This window comes from Burkholderia stagnalis (assembly GCF_039848545.1).
GTDB classification, from domain to species: Bacteria; Pseudomonadota; Gammaproteobacteria; order Burkholderiales; family Burkholderiaceae; genus Burkholderia; species Burkholderia stagnalis.
Map to the genome: position 1 here is coordinate 3,123,295 of NZ_CP156686.1, position 20,863 is coordinate 3,144,157.

The 20,863-nt window shown below is 68.6% G+C and carries 18 protein-coding genes; 13 read left to right on the forward strand and 5 right to left on the reverse strand.

Features of this window, described 5'->3' with window-relative positions:
- Window positions 1-30: 30 nt before the first annotated feature.
- The 3 genes from garD (at window position 31) to ABFO07_RS30700 (ending at window position 2,790) form a co-directional block, all read left to right on the forward strand.
- The gene (gene garD, locus ABFO07_RS30690; protein ID WP_347469314.1) at window positions 31-1,587 is read left to right on the forward strand and encodes a galactarate dehydratase; all 1,557 of its coding nucleotides are present in this window, start codon (window positions 31-33) and stop codon (window positions 1,585-1,587) included.
- Window positions 1,588-1,715: 128 nt separating this feature from the next.
- On the forward strand, window positions 1,716-2,171 hold the full coding sequence (locus ABFO07_RS30695; RefSeq protein WP_059563791.1) for an RbsD/FucU family protein: 456 nt from the start codon (window positions 1,716-1,718) through the stop codon (window positions 2,169-2,171).
- Window positions 2,172-2,352: 181 nt separating this feature from the next.
- Window positions 2,353-2,790, forward strand: coding sequence for a DoxX family protein (locus ABFO07_RS30700; protein WP_060013496.1), 438 nt, complete (start codon window positions 2,353-2,355; stop codon window positions 2,788-2,790).
- A 107-nt stretch (window positions 2,791-2,897) separates the two neighbouring features.
- On the opposite strand, the gene ABFO07_RS30705 is transcribed toward ABFO07_RS30700, so the two are convergent.
- On the reverse strand, window positions 2,898-4,190 hold the full coding sequence (locus ABFO07_RS30705) for an MFS transporter (protein ID WP_124484014.1): 1,293 nt from the start codon (window positions 4,188-4,190) through the stop codon (window positions 2,898-2,900).
- 312 nt (window positions 4,191-4,502) lie between these two features.
- Window positions 4,503-5,639, reverse strand: coding sequence for a branched-chain amino acid ABC transporter substrate-binding protein (locus ABFO07_RS30710; RefSeq protein WP_081067731.1), 1,137 nt, complete (start codon window positions 5,637-5,639; stop codon window positions 4,503-4,505).
- 447 nt (window positions 5,640-6,086) lie between these two features.
- Between ABFO07_RS30710 and ABFO07_RS30715 the strand changes: the two genes are divergently transcribed.
- Entirely contained in the window at window positions 6,087-6,881 is a 795-nt protein-coding gene (locus ABFO07_RS30715) for an AraC family transcriptional regulator (protein ID WP_059563793.1), read from the forward strand.
- A 75-nt stretch (window positions 6,882-6,956) separates the two neighbouring features.
- On the opposite strand, the gene ABFO07_RS30720 is transcribed toward ABFO07_RS30715, so the two are convergent.
- Both ABFO07_RS30720 and ABFO07_RS30725 read right to left on the reverse strand, forming a co-directional pair.
- Window positions 6,957-7,226, reverse strand: coding sequence for a hypothetical protein (locus ABFO07_RS30720; RefSeq protein WP_059810676.1), 270 nt, complete (start codon window positions 7,224-7,226; stop codon window positions 6,957-6,959).
- 274 nt (window positions 7,227-7,500) lie between these two features.
- On the reverse strand, window positions 7,501-9,393 hold the full coding sequence (locus tag ABFO07_RS30725) for a bifunctional sugar phosphate isomerase/epimerase/4-hydroxyphenylpyruvate dioxygenase family protein (RefSeq protein WP_059810677.1): 1,893 nt from the start codon (window positions 9,391-9,393) through the stop codon (window positions 7,501-7,503).
- A gap of 254 nt (window positions 9,394-9,647) precedes the next feature.
- Between ABFO07_RS30725 and aroQ the strand changes: the two genes are divergently transcribed.
- Genes aroQ through ABFO07_RS30740 form a run of 3 tightly spaced genes read left to right on the forward strand, consistent with a single transcriptional unit; the run spans window position 9,648 to window position 12,336 of the window.
- Window positions 9,648-10,103 carry a type II 3-dehydroquinate dehydratase gene (aroQ, locus tag ABFO07_RS30730; protein WP_059563796.1) on the forward strand — a complete coding sequence of 152 codons (456 nt, stop codon included), beginning with the start codon at window positions 9,648-9,650 and terminating at the stop codon, window positions 10,101-10,103.
- Window positions 10,100-10,954 (forward strand): shikimate dehydrogenase, encoded by an 855-nt coding sequence (locus ABFO07_RS30735; RefSeq protein ID WP_059563797.1) that lies wholly within the window; start codon window positions 10,100-10,102, stop codon window positions 10,952-10,954. Before aroQ ends, ABFO07_RS30735 begins: the two co-directional genes overlap by 4 nt.
- 41 nt (window positions 10,955-10,995) lie before the next feature.
- On the forward strand, window positions 10,996-12,336 hold the full coding sequence (locus ABFO07_RS30740; protein ID WP_347469315.1) for an MFS transporter: 1,341 nt from the start codon (window positions 10,996-10,998) through the stop codon (window positions 12,334-12,336).
- 78 nt (window positions 12,337-12,414) lie between these two features.
- Here the strand turns inward: ABFO07_RS30740 and ABFO07_RS30745 are convergent, their stop codons facing one another.
- Window positions 12,415-13,530, reverse strand: coding sequence for a 2-aminoethylphosphonate--pyruvate transaminase (locus ABFO07_RS30745; protein WP_347469316.1), 1,116 nt, complete (start codon window positions 13,528-13,530; stop codon window positions 12,415-12,417).
- A gap of 315 nt (window positions 13,531-13,845) precedes the next feature.
- On the opposite strand from ABFO07_RS30745, the gene phnS reads away from it, so the two are divergent.
- The 6 genes from phnS (at window position 13,846) to phnY (ending at window position 20,860) form a co-directional block, all read left to right on the forward strand.
- On the forward strand, window positions 13,846-14,937 hold the full coding sequence (gene phnS / locus ABFO07_RS30750; protein ID WP_060013501.1) for a 2-aminoethylphosphonate ABC transporter substrate-binding protein: 1,092 nt from the start codon (window positions 13,846-13,848) through the stop codon (window positions 14,935-14,937).
- Between the two features lie 313 nt (window positions 14,938-15,250).
- Complete coding sequence (gene phnT, locus ABFO07_RS30755; RefSeq protein ID WP_060351602.1) at window positions 15,251-16,354, forward strand: 2-aminoethylphosphonate ABC transport system ATP-binding subunit PhnT; 1,104 nt, start codon at window positions 15,251-15,253, stop codon at window positions 16,352-16,354.
- Complete coding sequence (locus ABFO07_RS30760; RefSeq protein WP_059881037.1) at window positions 16,332-17,255, forward strand: 2-aminoethylphosphonate ABC transporter permease subunit; 924 nt, start codon at window positions 16,332-16,334, stop codon at window positions 17,253-17,255. The genes phnT and ABFO07_RS30760 overlap by 23 nt, the downstream gene beginning before the upstream one ends.
- A complete protein-coding gene (phnV, locus tag ABFO07_RS30765) occupies window positions 17,245-18,105 on the forward strand; it encodes a 2-aminoethylphosphonate ABC transport system, membrane component PhnV (RefSeq protein ID WP_347469317.1) in 861 nt (286 codons plus the stop codon). The genes ABFO07_RS30760 and phnV overlap by 11 nt, the downstream gene beginning before the upstream one ends.
- Entirely contained in the window at window positions 18,102-19,409 is a 1,308-nt protein-coding gene (phnA, locus tag ABFO07_RS30770; RefSeq protein ID WP_347469318.1) for a phosphonoacetate hydrolase, read from the forward strand. The genes phnV and phnA overlap by 4 nt, the downstream gene beginning before the upstream one ends.
- On the forward strand, window positions 19,406-20,860 hold the full coding sequence (gene phnY, locus ABFO07_RS30775) for a phosphonoacetaldehyde dehydrogenase (protein WP_347469319.1): 1,455 nt from the start codon (window positions 19,406-19,408) through the stop codon (window positions 20,858-20,860). The genes phnA and phnY overlap by 4 nt, the downstream gene beginning before the upstream one ends.
- Window positions 20,861-20,863 lie beyond the last annotated feature (3 nt).

The window sequence follows — 20,863 nt, forward strand, 5'->3', positions numbered from 1 at the left end:
ACAATTAAGACGGTAGCCCCAGGAATTCCGATGACTGCTTCCCCGCTCTACATCCGCGTGCATCCGGACGACAACGTCGCGATCGTCGTCAACGACGGCGGCCTGCCCGAGGGCGCGACGTTCGCCGACGGGCTCACGCTGCGCGAACGCGTGCCGCAGGGCCACAAGGTCGCGCTGGCCGATCTCGCGGCCGGCGACCCGATCGTCCGCTACAACGTGGTGATCGGCTATGCGCTGACCGACCTGCGGCGCGGCAGCTGGGTCAACGAGCGCACGATGCGCATGCCCGAGCCGCCCGGGCTCGACGACCTGCCGCTCGCGACCCGCGCGGCGTCGCCGCTGCCGCCGCTCGAAGGCTATACGTTCGAGGGCTTCCGCAATCCGGACGGCTCGGCCGGCACGCGCAACATCCTCGCGATCACGACGACGGTGCAGTGCGTATCGGGCGTCGTCGAGCACGCGGTGCGGCGCATCAAGGCGGAGCTGCTGCCGCGCTACCCGAACGTCGACGACGTGGTTGGCCTCGAGCACACGTACGGCTGCGGCGTCGCGATCGATGCGCCGGACGCCGACATCCCGATCCGCACGCTGCGCAACATCAGCCTGAACCCGAACTTCGGCGGCGAGGTGATGACGGTGAGCCTCGGCTGCGAGAAGCTGCAGCCGGAGCGCTTGCTGCCGCCGGGCGTGATCCCGGTCGCGGCCGATGGTGAACCTGGCGATAACGGCGGCGTAGTGTGCCTGCAGGACGCCGCGCACATCGGCTTCGAGTCGATGATCGACTCGATCATGCGGATGGCCGAGTCGCATCTGGCGCGGCTGGACTGCCGCCGGCGCGAAACCTGCCCGGCGTCGGATCTCGTGGTCGGCGTGCAGTGCGGCGGCAGCGACGCGTTCTCGGGCCTGACCGCCAACCCGGCGGTCGGCTTCGCGGCCGACCTGCTGGTGCGCGCCGGCGCGACGATCATGTTCTCCGAGGTGACCGAAGTGCGCGACGGCGTCGCGCAGCTCACGTCGCGCGCGGCGAACGAGGACGTCGCGCGCGCGATCATCCGCGAGATGGACTGGTACGACCGCTACCTGCAGCGCGGCCGCGTCGACCGCAGCGCGAACACGACGCCCGGCAACAAGAAGGGCGGCCTGTCGAACATCGTCGAGAAGGCGATGGGCTCGATCGTGAAGTCGGGCAGCGCGCCGATCAGCGGGGTCGTGCCGCCCGGCGAGCGCGCGAAGCAAAAGGGGCTGCTGTACGCGGCCACGCCCGCAAGCGATTTCATCTGCGGCACGCTGCAGCTCGCGGCGGGGATGAACCTGCACGTGTTCACGACCGGGCGCGGCACGCCGTACGGTCTCGCGCAGGTGCCGGTGATCAAGGTCGCGACGCGCAGCGACCTCGCGCGCCGCTGGCACGACCTGATGGATCTCGATGCCGGGCAGATCGCCACCGGCGCGGCGACCATCGAGGAGGTGGGCTGGAAACTGTTCCGGCTGATGCTCGACGTCGCGAGTGGCAAGCGGCGCACGTGGGCCGAGCAATGGAAGCTCGCGAACGCGCTGGCGCTGTTCAACCCGGCGCCGGTGACCTGACGCGCGGGCGTTCGATCGGACGGTCGGCAGGCAGACGGGCGCCTTCGGGCGCCCGTCGTCGTATGGAGGCGGGCGTCGGGATCGGGTAACGTTATGCGGTTCGTTCACGACCCCGGAGACCCGCCGACATGCTGAAGAATCTCGATCCGCTGCTGCACGCCGACATCCTGCACGCGCTGCGCGCGATGGGCCACGGCGACGAAGTCGCCATCTGCGATGCGAATTTCCCGGCGGAGTCGGTCGCGCGGCACACCGCGGTCGGCCGCGCGCTGCGGATCGACGGCGCCGATTCGGCGCGCGTCGCGCGCGCGGTGCTGTCGGTGCTGCCGCTCGACACCTTCGTCGAAACGCCCGCATGGCGGATGGAAGTCGTCGGCGATCCGGCCGCGGTGCCGCCGGTGCAGCGCGAAGTGCAGGCCGAAATCGATCGCGCGGAAGGGCGCGCGGTGCCGCTCGCCGGCATCGACCGGTTCGCGTTCTATGTGCGCGCGCAGCAGGCCTACGCGGTGATCGTCACCGGCGAGCCGCGCGGCTACGGCTGCTTCCTGTTCAAGAAGGGCGTGTTGTTGAGCGACGCGGGCTGAACGCGTCGATTGTTTCGTTGTCCGGAACCGGGCGCCGCTCTGTAAAGATTTGGTACAACCTTTTGCTTGGATGCGGCGGAAAGTGCCTCTATTCTGGCCCATTTGCCGGGCCGGGCAGGCCCGGCGAGCCGCATGGGGCACGATCCCGCGCGGCCGGCCGAACTGCAACGAGGAGAAAGGCATGACGCGTCCCGTCGATTCCGGCGTCATTTTTTTCGCGCGCCTGGCGCTGGCGGCGCTGTTTCTATGGGGCGGCGTGATGAAGCTGCTCGGCTATGGCGATTTCGTCGGCTACCTGCGCGGCATGAACGTGCCGTTGACGACCATCGTCGCGCCGCTCGTCGTCGCGATCGAAGGGCTCGGCGCGCTGCTGCTGATCGTCGGCTACAAGGTGAAGCCGCTCGCGTTGCTGATGGCGTTCTATACGTTCGCGACCGCCGTGATCGGGCACAACTTCTGGGACGCGACGAACCCCGCGGTCCAGCATGACATGGTGATCCACTTCTGGAAGAACGTCGCGATTGCCGGCGGTTTCCTGCTGCTGTTCGTGACCGGCGCGGGCGGCGCGAGCATCGACGGCGCGCGCCGCGGCAACTCGTCGTACGGTTCGCTGCGCTGAGCGCTTTGACGCGCGGATAACGAAAGGGCCGAATCCCGCGCGCTGCGGAATTCGGCCCTTCGACGTTCGGCGGCGCGCGCTTGCAGGCACGTCGCCTCGGCGCGGCGTTAGCGCGCGTCCTTCGCGAACTGCACGGCGATCGCGCCGAGCACGCAGATCGCCGCCACGTACATCACCGGCGCGAGCGGATTCGACTTCATCATCAGCGACACGATCACCGGCGTGAGGCCGCCGAAGATCGCATAGGCGACGTTGTACGAGAACGAGATCCCCGAGAACCGTACGACCGCCGGGAAGCTTTTCACCATCACGTATGGCACCGCGCCGATCGTGCCGACCGCGAAGCCCGCGATGCCGTAGTAGATCGGCAGCGTCGACGCGTCGGCCGCGACCCGCGCGAACAGCAGGTAATAGCACGCGGCCAGCACGAGGCCGCCGATGCCGAGCACGCGCTTCGCGCCGATCGCGCCGGCGAGCGAGCCCGCGGTGATGCAGCCGGCGGTCAGGCACAGCGTCGCGATGCTGTTCGCGAACAGCGTCGTGGCGGGCGTCAGGTGGAACTGCTTCTGCAGCAGCGCGGGCGTCATCAGGATCACGACGACGATCGCCGCCGACAGCATCCACGTCAGCAGCATCGACACGATCACCGCGCGGCCGTGGTCGCGCAGCACGGCCTTCAGCGGGATCTCGGCCGCGAGCGCCTTCTTCGCCTTCATCTCGGCGAACACCGGCGTCTCGTGCAGCCAGCGGCGCAGGTAGACGGAGAACAGGCCGAACACGCCGCCGAGCAGGAACGGGATGCGCCACGCGAACGCGGCGACTTCGCTGCTCGAGTAGCGGCTGTTGATGCCCGCGGCCACCAGCGAGCCGAGCAGGATGCCGGCCGTCAGGCCCGCGGTGAGCGTGCCGCACGCATAGCCGATGTGGCGCGACGGCACGTGCTCGGACACGAACACCCACGCGCCGGGCACCTCGCCGCCCACTGCCGCGCCCTGCAGGATGCGGAACAGCAGCAGCAGCACGGGCGCGAGGATGCCGACCGTGTCGTAGGTCGGCAGCAGGCCCATCAGCAGCGTCGGCACCGACATCATCAGCACGCTCAGCGTGAACATCCGCTTGCGGCCGACGAGGTCGCCGAAGTGCGCCATGATCACGCCGCCGAGCGGGCGCGCGAGGTAGCCGGCCGCGAAGATGCCGTAGGTCTGCAGCGTGCGCAGCCAGTCGGGAATATCGTGCGGGAAGAACAGCTGCCCGATCGCGGGCGCGAAGAACACGAAAATGATGAAGTCGTAGAACTCGAGCGCACCGCCGAGTGCGGCGAGGCCGAGGGTCTTGTAGTCGCTGCGCGTCAGCGCGCGCTCTGCGGCGCGCGGGACGCCGCTCAGTTCGGAAGCTTGCATGTTCAGGGCGATCGGTTTTTGAATGTTGTTGTCGGTGCTGCGTCTCCAGGGCCCGCTATCGGCATGGACTGACAAGGCGCGGCTTGCATCGTCGAAGCGTGCCGGGTGCCGGATGGGGCACGCGACGCGCATCGCCGCACCGGGATGGGGCGCGGCGCAGACGAAGCGTCAAAGCGGGTGGGGGGATTCTACAGGAGCGCGAAATGCGCGCGCGGGTGTGCGCTGAGGAAGGCTTGGGACCGTGCCGCCGAAGTGCGCGGCGCGGGCGGCCGGTGAGCCGCTGGCGCGCCGCGCGGGAAGGAATCTCGCCTATCAGTTGCCGGCGATCGTGTCGACCGGCTTGAACGCGCCGCGCTCGACCTTGTAGATCGTCACCGGCGCATCCTTCAGGTCGCCCTTCGGGTCGTACGCGATGCTGGGGGCCGACACGCCCTTGATCGCCAGCTTGCCGAGATACGGCGTGTAGACCTTCGGGTCGGTCGAGTTGGCGTCCTTCATCGCGGTGAGCAGCGCCATCGTGCCGTCGTACGCGTAGGGCGAATAGGTGATCACGTCTTCGTTGAAGCGCGCCTTGTAGCGTGCGGCGTAGCCGGCGAAGCCGGGCATCTTCTCCTTCGGCAGCCCGCCCATGTAGACGATCGCGCCTTCGGCCGCATCGCCGCCGACCTTCAGGAACGTCGGCGAGCGCGACATCTCGCCCGTCACGAATGCGGATTTCATCCCGAGCTGGCGCATCTTGCGGATCATCGGCGACGATTGCGCGTCGCCGCCGCCGTAGAAGATCGCGTCGGGATTCATCCCCTTCAGGTTGGTCAGGATCGCGGAGAAGTCGAGCGCCTTGTCGTTCGTGAAGTCGCGCTTGATGATCGTGCCGCCCGCGGCCTGCACGGCCTTCGCGAATTCGTCGGCGATGCCCTGGCCGTACGCGGTGCGGTCGTCGATGATCGCGATGCGCTTGAAGTGCAGGGTCTTCACCGCGTAGGTGCCGACGATGCGGCCCGCCTGCGCGTCGCTCGTCAGCAGCCGGTAGGTGGTCTTGTAGCCGCGCGCGGTGTATTGCGGCGAGGTTGCCATCGAGATCTGCGGCAGCCCCGCGCGATCGTACAGATCGGACGCCGGGATGCTGGTGCCCGAGTTGAAGTGGCCGATCACGCCGCTCACGTTGTCGTCGATCAGGCGCTGCGCGACGGTCGTGCCGGTGCGCGGGTCGGCCTGGTCGTCCTGCGAGTCGAGCTGGAACGTGACCGGCTTGCCGCCGATCGTCGGATGCGTCGCGTTGAAATCGGCGATCGCGAGCTGCACGCCTTTCTGCATGTCGGTGCCGTAGTTCGATTGCGGGCCGGTGAGCGGCGCGGCGAAACCGATCTTGACGACGTCGGCGGCGATGGCGTGGGCGCCCGACAGTGCGCAGGCGGCGGCCAGCGCGACGTGCGATACCTTCAGCTTCACTTTCACTTCCCCTTGATGGCGTGGTTGGGCCGGCGGGCGAGCAGGGGCCGGCGCCGGTGAACCGGGCGAGACGCGCCGGCCTGGCTGTGCCGAAATCGGCGTGCCGTATGGCGATTGCGGCATCGTGTGCGTGTCGCATGCCGGCATGGCCGTGTGTCGTCTCGTGACCGTGAAGCAAGTCTAGGTAGCGAAAATGCACGCGTCTTGCGTGTTCGGAGCGCGGCTGGCGACGATTTCGGCATATCGTCGATTACCCTGATATATGCTGAAATCGTCATCCCGCATGCGCAATCGCGCCAAGACGCGGCGCGGCGGCGTTTTTTAGGATGGCGGCTTCGGGCGCGCACGCGTGCGCGCCCGAAGCGGCGCCGCACCGCGCCGGCGCGCCGGATGCGGGGCGCGCTCCTATAATCGACGCCATCAGCCACTCGCCTAGCGGATGCCGGGATGACGACCTTGCTTGCCGTACCGTCCATGAGCCTGTCCGACACCTTGCGCTACCAGCCCGAGAACGCCGATTTCGGCGCGATGCTCGCGCACTTCCGCCTGCTCGAGCCGGTGTTCGATGCGCTGCCCGACGTCGCGTTCTTCGTGAAGGATGCCGACGGCCGCTACGCGCTGGTCAACCGCACGCTCGCGATGCGCTGCGGCTACAAGGACAAGCGCGACCTGCTCGGCAAGACCACCGACGAAGTGTTTCCGCGCCGCTTCGGCCACGGCTACTTCGAGCAGGACATGGCGACGATCAACGCCGGCCACCAGCTGATGGACCAGCTCGAACTGCATCTGTACCCGGGCCGCCAGCCGGGCTGGTGCCTGACCTGCAAGGAACCGCTGCGCGACGCGGCCGGCAAGGTGGTCGGGCTCGCCGGCATCTCGCGCGACCTGAAGGCGCAGGAAGGTTCGCACCCGGCCTACAGCAAGCTCGCGGACGTGGTCCAGTACATCCAGGATCACTACGTGCAGCCGCTGAACCTGAAGCAGCTCGCGCTGATGGCCGGGATGTCGGTCGCGCAGCTCGAGCGCTATTTCCACAAGGTGTTCCACCTGACGCCGCGCCAGGTGCTGCTGAAGACGCGGCTCGACGCCGCGACCGCGCTGCTGATCACGCACGACAAGGTGACCGACGTGGCGGCGCTATGCGGGTACACCGATCACAGCGCGTTCACGCGCCAGTTCAAGGCGACGGTCGGCGTGACGCCGACGGAATACCGGATGATGCTGCAGGATCGGGCGGGGTAACGGGTAAGGGCGGGGTAAACGGCGCGCGCCGGCAACAGCCGGCGCGGTGGGTGGGGCGGCGGGCGATCCGCCGGTTCAGCGGTAGCCGAGCCCTTTCAGCACGGCCGTGCCGTTTTCCGTCAGGCGGAAGCTCGGCTGCGTGTCGGCGTCGAGCTTGACCATCTCGACGAGGCCGTCTTCCTGCAGCGCAGGGAGTTCGGGTTTGGCCGCGCTCGCGCCGATCGGCGCGTGCAGCAGCACGAGCAGCGTCGCGATTTCGTGATGGCTGAGCAGGCGCCGCAGCATCGTCTTGGGTTTGGCAGGGGGCGCGGCCGGGCGGCCCGCGGGTGCATCTACGGCGCTCATCGCTGTCCTCCTATTTCGAGAGTGTCTTCGGATATGGTTGCGGATGGTGCCGTCGAAGACTTAAGCGATTCTTAAAACGCCCCGATCATTGACCGGCCGCGGCGAGCCGGTGGTTACAGCATGTAACGGCCCGGCGGCGGCTTTGCGAACCCGATCGGCGCAAGCCGCTTCAGGCGGGCGTCCGACAGCACTTGCGCCAGCGTAGTGCATGTGCGGCCGATTCACCAGACAAATAGGCGATGACCTTTCGTCGCACCCGGTTTTTCCCTGCCCCTTATTTTCTGCGCTGCGCCTGGGCCGCCAGGCGAACGGCCGCGTTCGCCGCGCCGTAGCCGTCGTATCCGCCGCGGCGCTCGACGATCTCCAGCGAGAACCGGTTGTCGACCAGCTCCGTATACGCATGCAGGAACTCGCCGCCGTGTTCGTCGCGGTCGTACAGCAGGTGGTGTGCGCTCAGCGTGTCGATGAGCGCGTCCGGCAGCGCGTAGCGCGCGGCGAGGTCGTCGTAGTAGTTGCGCGGGATGCGCAGGAACGGCACGCCGTCGGCCGCGAACTCGGCGACCGTTTTCACGATGTCGTCGGTGCGGAACGCGACGTGGTTCAGCCCGGTGCCGTGGTAGCGGTCGAGCGACTCGGCCACCGCGGTGTGGCGGTCGACCGACGCGTTCAGCGCGATCCGCACCGAGCCGTCCGCGCTGCGCACCGCGCGGCTGCGCATCAGCCCGTACGGGTCGGGCACCAGCCAGCTGCGTTCGGCCTCGAAGCCGAACGCCGTCTTGAAGAACAGGATCCACGTGTCGAGCGCGTCGCCCGGCAGCGCGAGGCACACGTGGTCGATGCCGGTCAGCGGGCCGACTTCGCTCGGGCCGTCGATGTCGGTCAGCACGAAGTCGGATTCGTACAGCGTCGGCGCGTCCGGGGTTTCGTCGACGAAGTATTCGAGGCTGCCGTCCGGCGCCTTCACGCTCGGCAGCACGCGCTCGTTCGGGCCGACGCGCCCGGAAAACGGCGCATAGCCGAAACCCGCCGCGCGTTCGAACGCGACCTTCGCGTCGTCGACGCGAAACGCCGACGCGCACAGCGACAGCCCGTGCTGCTGGAAGAACGCATCGGCGAACGAATCGCGCTCCGCGTTCAGCACGATCGACGCGGCGCCGTGCTGGAACAGCGTCACGTCCTTCGAGCGGTGGCGGCCGGCGAGCCGGAAGCGCATCTTGCCGAGCCATTCGCCGACATTGGCCGCCGCGCGCGAGTCGACCGCGAATTCGATGAACTGGAAGCCGACGTGTGCCGGCGGTGCGGGCGGCGCGAACAACGGCTGGCTCGCGGCGGGCGCACGGCCTTCCCGCGCGAGCTGCGCACGCGTGAGCTCCTCGAGGTAGAGCAGCGAGCGGTGGCCGTCGGCCGCCGTGAGCGCGGTCGGCGCCGCGCGGAAGCCGTCGTTGAAGATCTCGAGCGACAGCGGCCCCGTGTAGCCGGCCTCGATCACGCGCGCGGTGAAGCGCGCGAGGTCGAAGTCGCCCTGGCCGGGAAACGAGCGGAAATGGCGGCTCCATTCGATCACGTCCATCACGAGCTTCGGCGCGTCGGCGATCTGCACGAACGCGATCCGGTCGCCGGGGATGTCGGCGATCGCGTCCGGCGAATCGTCGAGCGACAGCGTGTGGAAGCTGTCGAGCGCGAGCCCGAGGTGCGGGTTGTTCACCGCGTTCACGAGCCGCCACGCATGGCCGTACGTGTTCACGACCCGGCCCCACGCCAGCGCCTCGTAGGCGGCGACGACACCCGCCTGCTGCGCCGCCTCGGCGAGCGCGCCGAGCTGGTCGACCAGCAGCGCATCGTCGGGGATCGTGTCGGGCGACGCGTTGCTGCAGACGAGGATGCGATCGGTGCCGAGCGCATGCATCACGTCGAACTTGCGCCGGATGCGGTCGAGATTGCGCGCGAGCTGCGCGGGGCTGACGCCCTCGAAATCGCGGAACGGCTGGAACAGCACGATGTCGAGGCCGAGATCGGCGGCCATGGCCCGCACGTCGGCGGGCGATCCGTCGAAGTAGACGAGGTCGTTCTCGAAGATTTCGACGCCGTCGAAACCCGCGGCCTGGATGGCGGCGAGCTTCTCGGCGAGCGTGCCGGACAGGGACACGGTGGCGATCGAGCGCTGCATGGGCGAATCCTGCGGATGAGCGGGGTGGCGCGCGCCGGACCGACCCTGAATTGAACCAGTCGTTGAGCCCGCTGCGCGCGCCATATCCCGAATTTACTGGGATGGTGCGTCGAATTATACAAACTAACTAGTTGGTACAAATTAGCGAAAACCCGAAAAGACTTTGCGTTTGCGCAAGCGCACACTAGCGTCGAATCTTGACGTCAGGGGGCGAAGTCGCGTAGCGATGAGCCCCCGTTTTCGGAGCAACTGACATGAGCAAGCGCAAGGTCCTGGTGCTGAACGGCCCGAACCTGAATCTGCTGGGGACGCGCGAGCCCCACATCTACGGCGCGGAAACCCTCGCCGACGTGGAGCAACGCTGCCGCGCCGCGGCCGATGCGCTCGGGCTGGAGATCGAATTCCGCCAGTCGAACGCCGAGCACCAGCTGATCGACTGGCTGCACGCGGCGCGCCACGACGCGCACGGCGTCGTGATCAACCCCGCCGCGTACACGCATACGTCGGTCGCGCTGGCCGATGCGCTGTCCGCGATCGACAAGCCGGTGATCGAAGTTCACATCTCGAACGTGCATCGCCGCGAACCGTTCCGCCACCACTCGTACGTGTCGGCGGTCGCCGAGGCCGTGATCTGCGGCTGCGGCACCGAAGGCTACGTGTTCGCGCTGCAGCGCATGTCGACCATTCTTTCGCAGGGAGCCGAGCAATGAGCCGTCCGTCCTTTCTGATCGGCCTGATCGGCCAGGGCATCGGCGGCTCGCTGTCGCCCGCGATGCATGAAGAAGAGGGGTTCCGCCAGGGGTTCGGCTACGTGTACCGGCGCATCGACCTCGACGTGCTCGGCGTCACCGTCGACGCGCTGCCGCAACTGCTCGCGGCCGCCGAGCAGATGGGCTACACGGGCCTGAACATCACGCATCCGTGCAAGCAGCGCGTGATCGAGCATCTCGACGCGCTGTCCGACGACGCGCGCGCGCTCGGCGCCGTGAACACCGTACTGTTCAAGGACGGCAAGCGGATCGGCCACAACACCGACTGGTCGGGTTTCGCGAAGTCGTTCCGGCGCGGGCTGCCCGATGCGTCGCTCGCGCGCGTCGTCCAGCTTGGCGCGGGCGGCGCCGGGGCGGCCGTCGCGCATGCCGCGCTGCAGATGGGCGCGGCCGAACTGGCGATCTTCGACGTCGATGCGGCGCGCGCCCGCGCGCTCGCCGGCGAGCTGCAGGCGCGCTTCCCGGCTGCGCGGGTCACGCAGGGCGACGACCTCGCGCACAGCGTGCGCGCGGCGACGGGGCTGATCCACGCGACGCCGACCGGCATGGCGAAGCATCCGGGCCTGCCGCTGCCGGCCGAGCTGCTGCATGCGGGGATGTGGGTGGCCGACATCGTGTACTTCCCGCTCGAAACGGAACTGATCCGGGCAGCGCGCGCGGTGGGCTGCGCGACGCTGCCGGGCGGCGGGATGGCGGTCTACCAGGCCGTCGACGCATTCGAGATCTTCACCGGACGCACGCCCGACGCCGAGCGGATGTTCGATCACTTTCAGTCGCTCGTCGGGCGCTGATCCATTTCAGACTCATAGAAAGACGAGACCAGGAGACGACCATGCAGCACACCACCCACACCAACCATGCGCCGGCGCGTCCGGCGCAGGCGGCCGGCACGGTCCGGCGCACGTCGGCGCGCTACAAGATTCTCGCGCTGCTCGCGATCGGCACGATGATCAACTACCTCGACCGTACCGTGCTGGGGGTGGCTGCGCCGCAGCTCACCAAGGAGCTCGGCATCAACGCGGCGGTGATGGGCATCATGTTCTCCGCGTTCTCGTGGACCTATGTCGCGATGCAGGTACCGGGCGGCCTCTTTCTCGACCGCTTCGGCAGCAAGATCACCTATTACTGGTCGATGACGCTGTGGTCGCTGTGCACGCTGCTGCAGGGCTTCGTGCCCGGCGTCGCAACGCTGCTCGCGTGCCGCCTCGGCCTTGGCGTCACGGAAGCGCCGTGCTTCCCGACCAACAGCCGGGTGGTCGCGACGTGGTTCCCGCAGAACGAGCGCGCGATGGCGACCGGCACTTATACGGTCGGCGAGTACATCGGCCTCGCGTTCTTCAGCCCGATGCTGTTCGCGCTGATGGGCGCGTTCGGCTGGCGCTCGCTGTTCTGGGTGGTCGGCGGCGTCGGCATCGCGTTCGGCCTGGTCTGGTGGAAGTTCTACCATGAGCCGCGCAATCATCCGGGCGCGAACAAGGAGGAGCTCGAGTACATCGAAGCGGGCGGCGGCCTCGCGCACAGCGCGAAGAAGGACGACCGGCCCGGGCAGGCGAAATTCAGCTGGAGCATGGCCGGCAAGCTGCTGAAGAAGCGCCAGCTCGCGGGCATCTGCCTCGGCCAGTTCGCGGGCAACTCGACGCTGGTGTTCTTCCTGACCTGGTTCCCGACCTATCTCGCGACCGAGCGCCACATGGGCTGGCTGAAGATCGGCTTCTTCGCGATCATGCCGTTCATCGCCGCGTCGGTCGGCGTGATGTTCGGCGGGATCCTGTCCGACTGGCTGCTGCGCCGCGGCAAATCCGCGAACCTCGCGCGCAAGCTGCCGATCATCGCGGGCCTGCTGCTCGCATCGACGATCATTCTCGCGAACTACGTGCAGAGCAACGAGGCCGTGATCGCGATCATGTCGGTCGCGTTCTTCGCGCAGGGGATGGCCGCGCTCGGCTGGACGCTCGTGTCCGACATCGCGCCGGACGGCCTGCTCGGCGTGACGGGCGGCATCTTCAACTTCGCCGCGAACCTGGCCGGCATCATCACGCCGCTGGTCGTCGGCTTCATCGTTGCGTCGACCGGCTCGTTCGTCGGCGCGCTGGTGTTCATCGGCGTGATCGCGCTGATCGGCGCGGCGTCGTACATCTTCGTCGTCGGCGACATCAAGCGGATCGTGCTGTAACGCAATCCATGCAGGTGCAGTGAGCTGGGCCCGGCGGATCGAACCGCCGGGCTTTTTTTCGCCTGTCTTTCGTTCGTTTTACGCGCGGCGCAGCGAAATGCCGAGCGATTCGATCGCTTGCGCGATCGCGGCGACCGCGCGCCGGACGTCGTCGGCGTCGATCGCACCGATGCAGCCGACCCGGAACGTCTCGAGCTGCGTGAGCTTGCCCGGATAGAGGATGAAGCCGGCGTCGCGCACCGCGTCGTAGAAGCGCTGGAAGTCGTAGGCCGGATCGGCCGGCGCGTGGAAGGTCACGATCACGGGCGCCTGCACGCGTTCGGCGAGAAACGGCGCGAAGCCGAGCGCGCGCATCGATTCGACCAGCGTCCGGCAGTTCTCCGCGTAGCGCGCGCCGCGCACGGGCTGGCCGCCTTCGGCGAGGAACTGGTCGAGCGCGGCGCGCAGCGCGGCGACCACGTGCGTCGGCGGCGTGAAGCGCCACTGGCCCGTCTTGCGCAGGTACGCGTACTGGTCGTACAGGTCGAGCGCGAGCGACCGCGCGTTGCCCTCGCTGGCCTCGAGCGCCGCGCGCCGCACGATCGCGAACCCCATCCCCGGCACGCCTTCCAGACATTTGCCGCTCGCGGAAATCAGCGCGTCGATGCCGCTGCCGTCGAGCGTGATCGGCAGCGCGCCGAACGAGCTCATCGCGTCGACGATCAGCCGCTTGCCGCGCCGGCGGCACAGCGCGGCGATCTCGTCGAGCGGGTTCAGGATGCCGGCGCTGGTCTCCAGATGCACGAGCGCGACGTGCGTGATGCGCGGCTCGCGAGCGAAGGCCGCCTCGAGCGCGGCCGGATCGGCGGCGGCGTCCTCGCCGAACGGCAGCGCGATCGCGTCGATGCCGAGCCGGCCGAGGATCTTCAGGATGCGCGCGCAGTACGCGCCGTTGTCCGGCACGAGCACGACGCCGTCGCGCGGCACCAGCGTGCCGAGCGCGGCCTCGACCGCGAACGTGCCGCTGCCCTGCATCGGCACGCACACATATTCGTCGCGCCCGTGCGCGATGCCGGCGAGGTCGGCGCAGACGCTGTCGGTCAGCTGATTGAATGCCGCATCCCACGATCCCCAGTCGCGTTGCATCGCGTGGCGGGTCGCGGCGGAGGTGGTCAGCGGGCCGGGCGTGAGCAGGATCGGATCGGGTGAGGGCATCGGGTTCTCTCTAACGGGAACAGGGGCAGAGCGCAGATCGGCGTCTCCGGATCGATGTGTATGATATTGGCAAAATGTGTCATTTTTTGGATATTGTGGCGGTCGTCACGGGGTTGTCATCGAACGCTGTGATCCTTCGCTTGCCGCACGAAACCGCATCGGTCCAGGACCGCTCGGGCGGCGACGAGGCGGGCCCGTTGGCGGGTCGCCCCTATTACTGCTCTATGGGGCCAGAGTAAGCGCTGAAGCGCCAACTCTGGTCGACAGAGCCGGTCGTGCCCCGGCCGTTTGATGTCCCGTCTACGGAGAAGTGAGATGACACAGCAGAATTCCCCGCGCGCCGGTGCCGGCGCGTTCCGCAAGCTCGCGCTGGCCGCCTGCGCCGCCGGTCTGCTGCAAGGCGCCGCGCTGCCGGCCCACGCCGCGAGCGCGGTCGTGCTGTATACGGCGGACGGCCTCGAGAACCTCTATCGCGACGTGCTGCCGGCGTTCGAGAAGAAGGAAGGCGTGAAGGTCAACATCGTCACGGCGGGCAGCGGCGAAGTCGTGAACCGCGCGAACGTCGAGAAGAATTCGCCGAAGGCCGACGTGATCGTCACGCTGCCGCCGTTCATCCAGCAAGCCGGCCAGATGGGCCTGCTGCAGGCGTACCAGAGCGTCAACTACAAGAACGTGCCGGCGATCGCGAAGGCGGAAGACGGCACCTGGGCGACGTTCGTGAACAACTACTTCTCGTTCGCGATCAACCCGGAAGTCGTCAAGCAGCAGCCGAAGACGTTCGCCGACCTGCTGTCGCCGAACTACGCGGGCAAGATCGCGTACTCGAACCCGGCCACGGCCGGCGACGGGATGGCCGTGCTGATCCTGACGACCACGCTGATGGGCGAGGACAAGGCGTTCGACTATCTCGCGAAGCTGTCGCAGAGCGTGAAGTTCCACACCAAGGGCACGGGCTACCTGAACGTGCTGCTGTCGCGCAACGAGATCAACGTCGCGAACGGCGACCTGCAGATGGACCTCGACGACGCCGAGCACGGCGGCCTGTCGATCAAGCCGATCTTCCTCGCGGCGAAGGACGGCGACCAGCCGACGACGTTCCAGCTGCCGTACGGCATCGGCCTGATCAAGAGCGGCCCGAACCAGGACGCCGGCAAGAAGCTGATCGACTACCTGATGTCGACGGACGTGCAGTCGAAGGTGCCGGACATGTACGGCATCCCGGGCCGCACCGACGTGCCGCTCGCCGGCAAGAACGGCGAGGCGGTCAAGAAGGCGATCGCGGGCGTGAAGCTGATCCCGGTCGACTGGAGCCAGGTGATGGCGAAGAAGCCGGTGTGGATCGAGCGCTGGAAGAAGGACGTGATCGGCAGCTCGGGCAAGCAGACCGACGTCGTCAAGCCGAAGTGACCGGCGCACGCCGCCTGAGGGCCTGTTCCCGCTCATAACGGGCTTGCGCCGGCCGCCGGAAGGGCCGAGCGCAAGGACTGCGACGAAGCGAATACCGGGCGTATTCGCGAGAAGCATGACGCAACGATCGGCCCTTCCGGCGGCCAGCCCCTGGAAGATTTTTTTAGTTTCGGGAACGTACCTTGCCGGCTGCATTGCGGCGTCGCGCGTCGCTTGTTTGGCTTGGCCAAACGGCGCCCCTTGCTTCTTGCACTGCGGCCGGCAAGGTACGTTCGCAAGCCCGTTATGAGCGGGAACAGGCCCTATCGAAAGGATGAATCCGGTGGACACCACCCTGACCCATCCCGGCGCATTCGGCGCCGCCGAGCCGCATGCGACGCAGCGGTCCGGCGCGCCGGGCGGCGTGCGGATCGAGCACCTGAGCGTGCGCTACGGCGCGCGCACGGTGCTGGACGATCTGACGCTGTCGATCGGCGCCGGCGAATTTCTGACCGTGCTCGGCAAGAGCGGCTGCGGCAAGACCACGCTGCTGCGCTTCATCGCCGGGTTCGTGAAGGCCGATGGCCTGACCGGCACGCTGACCGTCGCCGGGCGCGACCTGACCTATGCGCCGCCGCACAAGCGCAATCTCGGCCTGCTGTTCCAGAACTACGCGCTGTTCCCGCACCTGTCGGTGTTCGAGAACGTCGCATTCGGCCTGCGCGCGCGGCGCATGGCGTCCGCCGAGGTGACGCGCCGCGTCGCCGACGCGCTGAAGCTCGTGCAGCTCGGCGATGCCGGCCATCACCTGCCGGCGCAGCTGTCGGGCGGGATGCAGCAGCGCGTCGCGCTCGCCCGCGCGCTCGTGATCGAGCCCGACGTGCTGCTGCTCGACGAGCCGCTGTCGGCGCTCGACGCGAACCTGCGCGCGTCGGTGCGCAGCGAACTGAAGGCGCTGCACGAGCGCCTGCCGAACCTGACCGTCGTGTGCGTGACGCACGACCGCGACGACGCGCTGGTGCTGTCCGATCGCGCGCTGCTGATGCGCGACGGCCACGTCGCGCAGCTCGGCACGCCGCAGCAGCTGTACGACACGCCGCGCAACGGCTACGTCGCGCGCTACCTGGGCCCGGCCAACCTGCTGCCGCCGCGCGTGATCTTTCCGCTCGGCGATCCGCGCCACGACGTGCGCGACAAGGTCGCGTGCGTGCGCCCCGAGCAACTGACCGTCAAGCCGCTCGCGGCGGGCGGGCTGCATGGCACGGTCGCGTCGGTCGAATGGCAGGGCGCGGAGCTGTCGATCGCCGTCGTGGTCGACGCGGCGCCGGACGAGCCGGTGCGCGTGACGATGCAGCGCGGCCGCGGCGCGGCGCCCGAGCGCGGCGCGCGTGTTTCCCTGCATTGCGAGGCAGACGATGTCGTCCTTATCGAGCCCTGACGCCGGGCTGTCGCCGCAGGCGCTCGCGTCGGCCGCCGCGCATGCCGTCGCCGCGCGGCGCCGCAAGCGCGCCGGCGACTGGCACCTGATCCTGCTCGCGGTCGTCGTGCTCGGCCCGCTCGTCGTCTATCCGCTCGCGCGGCTCGTGCTGCTGAGCCTGAGCGGCGACCACGGGCTGAGCTTCGCCGCCTACCGGAACTTCTTCGGCAATCCCGACACGCGCAGCGTGCTGCTGACGACGCTCGGCGTCCTGTTCGCCAGCGCCGGCACCGCGTCGGTGCTCGGCGTGCTGCTGGCCGCGCTGCTGTTCTTCCGGCCATTTCCGGGCGCGTCGCTCGTCACGCGCTTCCTGGAGCTGTACGTCGCGTTCCCGTCGTTTCTCGTCGCCTTCACGCTGATCTTCCTGTACGGCTCGCAAGGCTCGGTCAGCATCGCGCTGCAGCAGCTGTTCCATCTCGACCAGCCGCCGCTCGACTTCCTGTTCGGCTTCGGCGGCGTGATCCTCGCGCAGACCGTGTTCTATACGCCGTTCGTCGTGCGGCCGACGCTCGCGTCGTTCGCGACGCTCGACCTGCGCCTGATCGAAGCGGCGCGCAGCCTCGGCGCGTCGGGCGGGATGCTGGCGCGGCGCGTCGTGCTGCCGATCGCGTGGCCCGGGATCGCGGCCGGCACCGTGCTGTGCTTCCTGCTGACGCTGAACGAATTCGGGATCCTGCTCGTGCTCGGCAGCGCGAAGCTCGTCACGCTGCCGGTCGCGATCTACAGCAGCGCGACCGTCGATCTCGACCTGCCCACCGCATCGGCGGGCGCGGTCGCGATGCTCGCGCTGTCGCTGGCGCTGTATTCGATCTATCGCCGGGTGAACCGGCGGGCCATGGGAGGCGCGCGCGATGTCCGCTGAATATCGAATCGGGCAGGCCGTGCCGCGCCACGAGCCGGGCTGGAGCGACACGCTGCTCAAGCACGCGTCGCGGGCCGGGCTGGCGCTCGCCGCGTTCGCGTGCTTCTGGCTGTTCGTGCTGCCGGTGGTCGTTGTCGCGCTGTCGAGCGTGTCGAGCCGCTGGGCCGGCACGATCCTGCCGGCCGGCTACAGCCTGCGCTGGTTCGAGCATCTCGGTTCGCAGGAATACGGCGCGCTCGCGACGAGCCTCGAGATCGGCTTCGGGGTAGCCGTGCTCGGCACGATCCTCGGGCTGTGGCTCGCGCTCGCGCTCGAAGGGCGCGACCGGCGCGGCATCGGCGCGGCGATCGACGCGCTCGTGATGGTGCCCAACGGCGTGCCGAGCGTCGTGCTCGGGCTCGCGGTGCTGATCGCGTATCACCAGAAGCCGGTCGACTTGTCGAGTTCGGCGGCGATCGTCGTGTTCGTGCAGCTCGCGCTGATCCTGCCGTTCTGCTATCGCTGCGCGGCGGCGGCGCTGCGCCCGGAACTGACGGTGCTGCGCGAGGCCGCGGCCAGCCTCGGCGCGCCGCCCGCGATGGTGCTGCGCCGCGTGCTGCTGCCGCAGCTCGTGCCGGCGCTGCGCGCGAGCCTCGCGCTCGGCTTCGCGCTGTCGCTCGGCGAGCTCGGCGCGACGCTGACGGTCTATCCGCCCGGCTTCGCCACCGTGCCGATCGTCGTGATCGGCCAGGTGGAGCGCGGCTATTACCTGCCGGCGTCGGCGCTGTCGCTGATGATGCTCGGCGCGTCGCTCGCGGCGCTGCTGCTGATTGCCGCACGCGTGCCGCGCGGCGGGCGGGCCGGGGCATGAACGTGGCATTCTCGTTGCGGCTTTCCGGCGACGCGCCGGCCGCCGGCACGGAGGTTCATATGACCGACCGATACGTCGACGTCAATGGCCGGCGCTACCGGCTGCCGTCCGAGCCGACCGTCGTCGTGTGCGTCGACGGCTGCGAATACGACTATCTGGAGCGGGCGGTGGAGGCGGGCGTCGCGCCGTTCGTCGGCAGGATGTTCGCGGAAGGCACGGCGTGGCGCGCCGATTGCGTCGTGCCGACGTTCACCAACCCGAACAACCTGTCGATCGTCTGCGGCGTGCCGCCGTCGGTGCACGGCATCTGCGGCAACTACTTCTGGGATCCGGACGCCGACGGCGGGCGCGGCGCCGAGGTGATGATGAACGATCCGGCCTACCTGCGGGCCGGCACGCTGCTCGCGGCGGCCGCCGACGCGGGCGCGCGGGTGGCGGTCGTGACGGCGAAGGACAAGCTGCGCCGTCTGCTCGGCTGGCGGATGCGCGGCATCTGCTTTTCCGCGGAGAAGGCCGCGCAGGCGAATCTCGCGGACAACGGCATCGCCGACGTGCTCGACTGGGTCGGGTTGCCGTCGCCGGACGTCTACAGCGCGGCGCTGTCCGAGTTCGTGTTCGCGGCGGGCGTGCGGCTCGCGCAGACGCGCCAGATCGACCTGATGTATCTGTCGACCACCGACTACGTGCAGCACAAGTGCGCGCCCGGCAGCGCCGGCGCGAACGCGTTCTACGCGATGATGGACCGCTATCTCGCGCAGCTCGACGCGCTCGGCTGGGTGATCGGGCTGACCGCCGATCACGGGATGAACGCGAAGCACGATCCGGCGACCGGCCGGCCGAACGTCGTCTATCTGCAGGATGCATTCGACGGCTGGTTCGGCGCGCGGGCCGCGCGCGTGATCCTGCCGATCACCGATCCGTATGTCGTGCACCACGGCGCGCTCGGTTCGTTCGCGACCGTCTACCTGGCGCCGGGCGTCGACCGGACCGACGCGATGTGGTGCGTCGGCGGGCTGGATGGCGTCGAGCTCGTGCTCGACAACGCGGAAGCGTCGGCGCGCTTCGAGCTGCCGGCCGACCGCATCGGCGACCTGGTGGTGATCGCGCGCCGCGACATGACGCTCGGCACGCGCGAGCGCGAGCACGACCTGTCCGGCCTGACCGTGCCGCTGCGTTCGCACGGCGGCGTGTCGGAGCAGGAGGTGCCGCTGCTGTTCAACCGGCGCGTGGAGCGGGGCGATCCCGCGCGTCGTCCGCGCAATTTCGACGTGTTCGACTTCGCGCTGAACCGGATCGCATCATGACGTCGAGGCAACGGCAGGATCATCCGGCGTTTCGCGCCGAGGCGCTGCGCTGGCGCGGCGAACGCGCGGTGCGCGAGCGGACCCTGGATGTGACGGATCCTTATACAGGCATGCGGGTCGGCACGGCGCCGCTCGCGAGCGTCGACGACGTGCGCGCCGCCTTCGATTACGCGATGGCCTACCGGCCGGCGCTCACGCGCTACGAGCGTTCGCAGATCCTCGAACGGGCGGCGGCGTTGCTGCGCGAACGCACCGAGGAAGCGTCGGACCTGATTTCGCTCGAATCCGGGCTGTCCAAGCAGGATTCGCGCTACGAAATCGGCCGTGTCGCGGACGTGCTGAAGTTCGCGTCGGTCGAGGCGCTGCGCGATGACGCGCAGAGTTTCTCGTGCGACCTGACGCCTCACGGCAAGGCGCGCCGGGTGTTTTCGCAGCGCCAGCCGCTCGACGGGGTGATCGTCGCGATCACGCCGTTCAACCATCCGATGAATCAGGTCGCGCACAAGGTCGCGCCGGCGATTGCGACCAACAACCGGGTGATCCTGAAGCCGTCCGAGAAGGTGCCGCTGTCGGCGTTCTATCTGGCCGATCTGCTGGTCGAAGCCGGGCTGCCCGAACCGATGCTGCAGGTCCTGACCGGGGATCCGGGCGAAATCGCGGACGAACTCGTGACGCATCCGCATGCATCGCTGATCACGTTCACCGGCGGCGTGGCGATCGGCAAGGCCATCGCCGCGAAGGCCGGATACCGGCGCGTCGTGCTGGAACTGGGCGGCAACGATCCGCTGATCGTGCTGGACGATGCCGATCTCGACCGTGCCGCGTCACTGGCGGTGCAGGGCTCGTACCGGAACTCCGGTCAGCGCTGCACGGCGGTCAAGCGCATCCTGGTGCAGCGCTCGGTTGCGCCGGCCTTCACTGAGCGGCTGGTCGAGCTGACGCGTGCGTGGTCGTACGGCGATCCGTTCGATCCCGCGAACGAAATGGGCACGGTGATCGACGAAGCGGCGGCGCGCCTGTTCGAGGCGCGCGTCAATGAGGCGGTCGCGCAGGGGGCGCGGCTGTTGGCCGGCAATGTGCGCCGGGGCGCGCTGTATGCGCCGACCGTGCTCGACCGCGTCGACCCGGCGATGACGCTGGTGCGCGAGGAGACGTTCGGCCCCGTGTCGCCGGTAATCGCGTTCGATACGATCGACGACGCGATCCGGATCAGCAACGGCACGGCGTTCGGGTTGTCGTCGGGTGTCTGCACGGACAGTACGGCTGCGGTCGTGCGGTTCGTGAACGAATTGAACGTCGGCACCGTGAATGTCTGGGAAGTGCCAGGCTACCGGATCGAGCTGACGCCGTTCGGCGGCGTCAAGGATTCCGGGCTGGGTTACAAGGAAGGCGTTCAGGAGGCGATGAAGAGCTTCACGAACCTGAAGACCTTCTCGCTGCCTTGGGAGTGATGG

What these genes read in the sequence shown, in the direction of transcription:
- garD (WP_347469314.1), top strand. Translation starts at nt 31, where the DNA reads ATGACTGCTTCCCCGCTCTACATCCGCGTGCATCCGGACGACAACGTC.
- ABFO07_RS30695 (WP_059563791.1), top strand. Translation starts at nt 1,716, where the DNA reads ATGCTGAAGAATCTCGATCCGCTGCTGCACGCCGACATCCTGCACGCG.
- ABFO07_RS30700 (WP_060013496.1), top strand. Translation starts at nt 2,353, where the DNA reads ATGACGCGTCCCGTCGATTCCGGCGTCATTTTTTTCGCGCGCCTGGCG.
- ABFO07_RS30705 (WP_124484014.1), bottom strand. Translation starts at nt 4,190, where the DNA reads ATGCAAGCTTCCGAACTGAGCGGCGTCCCGCGCGCCGCAGAGCGCGCG.
- ABFO07_RS30715 (WP_059563793.1), top strand. Translation starts at nt 6,087, where the DNA reads ATGACGACCTTGCTTGCCGTACCGTCCATGAGCCTGTCCGACACCTTG.
- ABFO07_RS30720 (WP_059810676.1), bottom strand. Translation starts at nt 7,226, where the DNA reads ATGAGCGCCGTAGATGCACCCGCGGGCCGCCCGGCCGCGCCCCCTGCC.
- ABFO07_RS30725 (WP_059810677.1), bottom strand. Translation starts at nt 9,393, where the DNA reads ATGCAGCGCTCGATCGCCACCGTGTCCCTGTCCGGCACGCTCGCCGAG.
- aroQ (WP_059563796.1), top strand. Translation starts at nt 9,648, where the DNA reads ATGAGCAAGCGCAAGGTCCTGGTGCTGAACGGCCCGAACCTGAATCTG.
- ABFO07_RS30735 (WP_059563797.1), top strand. Translation starts at nt 10,100, where the DNA reads ATGAGCCGTCCGTCCTTTCTGATCGGCCTGATCGGCCAGGGCATCGGC.
- ABFO07_RS30740 (WP_347469315.1), top strand. Translation starts at nt 10,996, where the DNA reads ATGCAGCACACCACCCACACCAACCATGCGCCGGCGCGTCCGGCGCAG.
- ABFO07_RS30745 (WP_347469316.1), bottom strand. Translation starts at nt 13,530, where the DNA reads ATGCCCTCACCCGATCCGATCCTGCTCACGCCCGGCCCGCTGACCACC.
- phnS (WP_060013501.1), top strand. Translation starts at nt 13,846, where the DNA reads ATGACACAGCAGAATTCCCCGCGCGCCGGTGCCGGCGCGTTCCGCAAG.
- phnT (WP_060351602.1), top strand. Translation starts at nt 15,251, where the DNA reads ATGAATCCGGTGGACACCACCCTGACCCATCCCGGCGCATTCGGCGCC.
- ABFO07_RS30760 (WP_059881037.1), top strand. Translation starts at nt 16,332, where the DNA reads ATGTCGTCCTTATCGAGCCCTGACGCCGGGCTGTCGCCGCAGGCGCTC.
- phnV (WP_347469317.1), top strand. Translation starts at nt 17,245, where the DNA reads ATGTCCGCTGAATATCGAATCGGGCAGGCCGTGCCGCGCCACGAGCCG.
- phnA (WP_347469318.1), top strand. Translation starts at nt 18,102, where the DNA reads ATGAACGTGGCATTCTCGTTGCGGCTTTCCGGCGACGCGCCGGCCGCC.
- phnY (WP_347469319.1), top strand. Translation starts at nt 19,406, where the DNA reads ATGACGTCGAGGCAACGGCAGGATCATCCGGCGTTTCGCGCCGAGGCG.